Origin of the sequence: Lysinibacillus sp. NPDC095746 (assembly GCF_044763535.1) — a bacterium.
Taxonomy (GTDB): Bacteria; Bacillota; Bacilli; order Bacillales_A; family Planococcaceae; genus Lysinibacillus.
On sequence record NZ_JBIWGL010000064.1, the window covers coordinates 1 to 2,778 of the forward strand.

The 2,778-nt window shown below is 38.8% G+C and carries 3 protein-coding genes; 1 reads left to right on the forward strand and 2 read right to left on the reverse strand.

All coding sequences use genetic code 11. The features are described 5' to 3' along the window. The coding region (locus tag ACIQ7N_RS23515; protein WP_402936664.1) for an IS3 family transposase at nucleotides 1–130 on the forward strand (130 nt) is incomplete at its 5' end. Between the two features lie 58 nt (nucleotides 131–188). On the opposite strand, the gene ACIQ7N_RS23520 is transcribed toward ACIQ7N_RS23515, so the two are convergent. Next, entirely contained in the window at nucleotides 189–1,388 is a 1,200-nt protein-coding gene (locus tag ACIQ7N_RS23520; protein ID WP_402936660.1) for a glycine C-acetyltransferase, read from the reverse strand. Between the two features lie 58 nt (nucleotides 1,389–1,446). Beyond that, nucleotides 1,447–2,523 carry a nucleotide kinase gene (locus ACIQ7N_RS23525; RefSeq protein WP_402936662.1) on the reverse strand — a complete coding sequence of 359 codons (1,077 nt, stop codon included), beginning with the start codon at nucleotides 2,521–2,523 and terminating at the stop codon, nucleotides 1,447–1,449. Nucleotides 2,524–2,778: the final 255 nt, after the last annotated feature.

Below are 2,778 nucleotides of genomic sequence, written 5' to 3' on the forward strand. Positions count from 1 at the left end.
TGAAACGTTAGAAGAAGTAAAGAAAGAAATTAAGAGTTATATGATTTACTACAATCATTATCGAGGGCAATGGAATTTAAATAAGCTGCCGCCTGTAAAATACAGACAGCAGCTTCAGAAAGTTGCCTAACCTTTTTTAAAATGTCCTTTACAAAGGGTACATATTATATTGAGGCAGCCCCATTTTTTTATCGAATAACGCCTAGTTCACGGCCGACTTTTTCATAGATTGCTAGAGCGTCGTCTAACATTTCTTTTGTATGTGCCGCTGTAGGCATGTTACGAACACGTCCTGTGCCTTTTGGAACCGTTGGGAAAACGATTGATTTAGCGTAGACGCCCTCTTCAAATAGGCGGCGAGAAAATTCCTGCGTAAGTTTTTCATCACCTATAATACATGGTGTGATTGGCGTTTCAGATTCACCGATATTAAAGCCTAGCTTAGCAAGACCCGCTTTTAGATAATCGCCATTTTCCCATAGCTTATCGTGAAGCTCTGTTGAGTCAATCAACATTTGTACTGCTGCTGTAATCGCAGCTACGTCACCTGGTGGTAATGCTGTTGAGAATAAAAATGGACGAGAACGCACTTTTAGCCAGTCAATTAAATTTTTCTTACCTGCTACATATCCACCAACAACACCAATTGCTTTAGAAAGTGTACCAATTTGGAAGTCAATTTCTTTTTCTAAACCGAAATGCTTCACAGTCCCCTTTCCTTTACCTGTTACACCTGATCCGTGTGCATCATCGACGTATGTGATTAAATCAAACTCTTTCGCAATCTCAACGATTTCTGGTAGTTTTGCAATATCACCGTCCATTGAGAATACGCCATCCGTAATGACCATGACTTTATTATATAAGCCTGATTCTGTTGCTTCCTTTGCCTTTGCACGTAAATCGTCCATATCAGAGTGATTAAAAGCAATGATTTTCGCACGTGATAAACGACAGCCATCAATAATCGACGCATGGTTTAATTGGTCTGAAAGAATTGCATCATTTTTATCCATAACAGCCGAAATAGCTGCCATATTACAGTTAAAACCTGATTGGTAAGAGATCGCTGCTTCAGTCCCTTTAAATTCAGCAAGCTTTTCCTCTAGTTTTACGTGTAAATCAAGTGTGCCGTTAATCGTACGAACTGCTCCAGCCCCTACACCGTATGTCTCAATTGTTTCTTTGGCAATACGCTTTAAATCTTCATTCGTTGCTAATCCAAGATAGTTGTTTGATGATAGATTAATTAGATTTTTGCCACGTACCTGAATAATTGGTCCGTTTGCTCCCTCTACTGGATCAATTTCATTGTATAAGCCTTGATCGTGTAAGGCTTTTAGGTTTTCATCTAAAAATACATTCAATACTTTTGACAAGCGTATCATCCTTTCCTAAGAACACTATTCTAATTCCTAGTGTAGCACAAGCATACTATTAGAAAAATTACTTTGTTAATCTTTCGAATAGTGGGGCAGTTTTTTCTCGCCAAAGAGATGATGATACACAATTATCTAATAATCGCCGGATAGTATACTCTGCTTCCGCGTAACGCTTCGAATAACCCATTGCATCCTGCATCGCCTCTTTATACTTTGCCCGAATATCTTCAATTTGAACTTCTGCCTCCTGTGAAATTGCGCAATGTTTCCCTATATCGAAAATTTCATCTCCTAGTCTTCCGTCCTGTGGGTCAAAGATATGAGGCTCTGTACTATCAAAAATACAGAAATTCAATTCTGGGATAATGACCATGTCCACTGAATTTGAATCCAGGCCGCACCAAATAATTTGTGCATCGAGCCCTCTTGCATTTGCTTCGTCTGCTAAACCTTTCATTAACGAAGATTTACCTGTACCTGGCTTCCCTTTGATCATCAATCTTCTAGATACATTTTTTGTTATGCTATCTACGGTATTTTCGGCACCCCTAGGGGTTAATGTTCCGAGTAACCGATGGGTGCGCACACCTGTTTTATTTAAGACGATTGATTGGAACACATCTGTCTTTAAATTTTCAACCTGATCATTCAATGCCTGCCAGTTCATACAACTCTGTGTGACTACTTCCCAATCACCATGGATCTTTATTGCATCATTAAGCTTCGAAATACACTTCTCACGCCATGACTCTCGTTCCGTCATTGCAGTAGCGAGCTGTTCGCCAACCCTTTCAAGCTGGATTTCTTCTAAGCAATCATAAAATGACATCACCCGATGCTTTGTTCCAAGGAAAACCGGTTCAATCCCCCAACCTGATGACCATACAAATAATCGATTACATCCTTGAACATATACTGCCTCAACAATATCCTCCAGCAAAGCATGCTTAAACCACTCCACCGCAAAGCCCTGCTTTACATAAAAATACCCAAGTTCTTTAAGAAGTTCTGATCCTTTAAACGTCGGTGCACCCTGTAAAATATAAACTAGTTCAGCCTCATCCATCATTTCTTTATATAAATGTTTAATTCCTTGCCCAGTCAGTGCGTGTCCATAATAGTAGGTCACATTTCCGTTCAATTTCGATCCCCCTTTATCTTATGCCTTGCATTATATGAAGGAACCTTAAAAAAAATGAAGCTACTTTTAATTTTTACACATAAAAGTAGTTTCCTTTTTAATAGAATAAGTTCATGCCCTTAGATTGCCGGCAATAAAAACCTCTCAAATAAATCCATTAAACTCCCATGAAAATAAAATCTCTGGCACTAAAAAAGTCCATGCTCAAATAAACGCGACCTTTATATTCAAAAAAATGGTAGCGCCTAAATAGAG